Origin of the sequence: Thiomicrospira sp. (assembly GCF_036568485.1) — a bacterium.
GTDB lineage: Bacteria > Pseudomonadota > Gammaproteobacteria > Thiomicrospirales > Thiomicrospiraceae > Thiomicrospira.
Genome location: NZ_DATCSL010000010.1, coordinates 1 through 2851 on the forward strand (window position 1 = coordinate 1; position 2851 = coordinate 2851).

Genomic DNA, 2851 nt, shown 5'->3' on the forward strand with positions numbered 1-2851 from the left:
AGCTTTATTGATCGAAACTGATGAAAGGCCCTATTGCGCTTGGCACCATCCGCACCAGCTTTGCGCTGGGGCTGCGTCTTCTGATACAGGCGGGCACTCTTCTGTTAGTCGCTCGCATGCTAGGGCCAGACGAGTTTGGTGCCTTTGCAGGCATCGCCTCATTGGCAGTATTGCTTGGAGCCCTGTCTGCCTTTGGCATGAATTTGGTTTTGCTGGGTGAGGTATCTAGAGAGCCAAGCCGACGTAACGAGATACTACCTTATGCTATACCCACGACCTTACTGTGTGGAAGTGTATTGTTGGGATTCTATCTGGTAGTAGCGTATTGGGTGTTACCGATGAGTGTTGTCCCCTGGGCGGCGGTATTGGCCATAGGGGTGGCGGAACTTTTGTTGCAGCCCTTGTTTATATTGCCTGCCAATGAACACCTTGCTCTTGGGCGCACAGCGCGTTCGCAATTGTTACTAAATTTTCCTCTGGGGCTACGCTTTCTATCTGCAGTAGTTATAGTTCTTGTTCAGTTTGATCAGCCGTTGCTAGTTTATGGCTACGCATATCTATTCGTATCCATAAGTTCACTTTTTCTGGCAGGCGCAACCATGCAAGCACCGTGGCCTAGTATAAAAATGTGGCGACTTCCTAAACCAGCAGAGCTAAAACATAGTGCGGGCTATGCTGCTTTGGCAGTTTCTGCTGCTGGGCCTTCTGAGCTGGATAAAGTCATTGCCGTTAAATTACTTCCAGCTAATGAAAGTGGACTCTATGCAGCAGCTTCTAGAGTAGTAGGAGCCGTGACATTACCTATCTTTGCCTTGATGCTATCGGCTTTGCCTCGCTTGTTTCGCGAAGGGCGAGAGAATTCTAAGCAAACGGGGCGTTTGATAAAGTGGATTTTTGCAGCCACATTGGGCTATACGATATTATTGGCAGGGGTCATCTGGTTGGTTTCGCCCGTGTTCACATTTTTGTTTGGTGATAAATACGCTGGCATTGAGGGCCTAGTTAAACTTTTGTGCATTGCAATACCAGGTCTTGGGTTGAGAGTTGTCTCTGGGAGCATCTTAATGACAATGAACCGACCGTGGATCAGGTTCGCTCTGGAGGTTTTGGGTGTTGTGTTGTTGCTTACGCTTGCTTTGTTTGCTGTCCCATCCTTGGGTTCCGGAGGTATGATCTTGGCTCTTGCTGTTAGTGAGTGGGTTATGGCTTTCGCAGGTCTTTTCATGATTAGCTTGCAGCTAAGGCGCCGGAGGAGTTAGCGTACGACGAGCGTTGGTTGCAATATCCAGGGTTGCTAAAAAGAAACCTTTCAACGGGGTAAATGAGCGATATTTGAGGCAGCGAAAGACAGCCCTGGCAGGCAAAGTTATACATCGTATCGCAGCGTATAGTACTTTTTGGGTAGTGGTTTCAGCTAGCTTCCCAGCCATCAGCCAACTCGAGCGATTAATGTGATATTCGTAAAAAAGTGAACCATTTCTTGCGCTGCCAGAGCCTTCATGCACTATGACAGCGTCACTACATTCTGCAACACTCACGTTGAGTGCCTGCAATCTGTTGCCCAGCTCAACATCTTCTCCGTAAAAAAAGAACTCTTCGTCAAGCAAATCCCCATCAAAATCGGCGATACGGAACAATAAGCAACAACCGCTTGGATATTTAAGGCAGCCTGCTTTTTTATGTTTAAAGTTGAGCGCTGTCACACGCTGGTAAAATCCAAATAAGCTGACAGGTGCAGTATCTATTGACGATTTTACCTTGGGTAAACATACGGAAGCCCCTGACAAGCACGCTTGCATTTTTGCTAGGCTGCCGTCTTCAAAGTATGCATCTGAGTTAATTAGCAACAGACTGACCATCTTCAGATTTCTCGCGAGACTCAAGCCTTTATTTACGCCCTGCGCAAACCCTAAATTGGAACCTGTAGAGAGTACATGAAGGATCATGCCTTTCTCTTGTAATTTTTCTAGCTGCTTATGCATTGCAGCTAATGAGCGGCCTTTGTCTTCAGAGTTGTCTACAAGAATAATTGTTTGAATACCCTCCTTAAGCAAAGAGTTGATGCACGCAAGGGTTTTACTCGGCGTTCTGAAGTGTAATATCAGTCCGGCGGCATCATTTAAATCTTGTGGCATGTGGTTTCTACTTTACGTTTGGCAGTGACTATGGTTTCTTCGCAAAAGTAAGGAATGAAACTCGCCAAAATATCGGCAAAATAACGAACAGCTGTAATCATAAACTGCGGGCGTCTGATGTTTTCTCGCAACGCCAAGTGTTGTGACTCGCGCCACAACCCTCGGCTTTGCAGTCCTCTACGAATGAATCTAATATCTTCAAAACCAGCATCTTTTAGCCAGCTGCGAAGTATTTTTTGGCTAGGTATTACAAGATGGAAAGGAGGGTGAAATCCCTTCCAGGCCCTATCAAAGAGATGAATGCCGATAGCTGTTGGATTGGGTAAGCCAAGCCAAATAGTGCCGCCAGGCTTTAAAGTAAAGTGAAGTTTCTTGAGTAGTTGTTCGGGAGCGTAGACGTGCTCGATCACGTGATTAAGTGTAATATAATCAAACGACTTTTCCTGATAGTTTGCCGAGTCGAGGTTTCCAGCATGCACATCTAGTCCTAGGCGCTGGCAGTTCTCGGCCGCTACAGGGTCAGGCTCACAACCGTGAACTTGGATGCCCATCTCTCGTGCTCTGAATAAAAAATTACCATCCCCGCAGCCTAGATCAAGCAAGCTTGTGTTTTGGTTACACATGCGCTTCGGGATATGCCTTCCATATACATCAAGTTTCATACGTAGCGGTGGTAGTAATGTAAAGAGCCAGGCACCCAAGCGATTACAGTTTGG

General features: G+C 46.7%; 3 protein-coding genes. 1 reads left to right on the top strand and 2 read right to left on the bottom strand.

What is annotated here, in order from left to right:
• The first annotated feature begins 20 nt into the window (after positions 1–20).
• Complete coding sequence (locus tag VIM91_RS01350; protein WP_331863043.1) at positions 21–1259, top strand: lipopolysaccharide biosynthesis protein; 1239 nt, start codon at positions 21–23, stop codon at positions 1257–1259.
• Here VIM91_RS01350 and VIM91_RS01355 read toward each other — a convergent pair.
• Both VIM91_RS01355 and VIM91_RS01360 read right to left on the bottom strand, forming a co-directional pair.
• A complete protein-coding gene (locus VIM91_RS01355; RefSeq protein WP_331863044.1) occupies positions 1239–2135 on the bottom strand; it encodes a glycosyltransferase family 2 protein in 897 nt (298 codons plus the stop codon). The two genes, VIM91_RS01350 and VIM91_RS01355, sit on opposite strands and share 21 nt — an antisense overlap.
• On the bottom strand, positions 2120–2851 hold a 732-nt coding region (locus tag VIM91_RS01360; RefSeq protein WP_331863045.1), incomplete at its 5' end, for a class I SAM-dependent methyltransferase. The genes VIM91_RS01355 and VIM91_RS01360, both read right to left, overlap by 16 nt.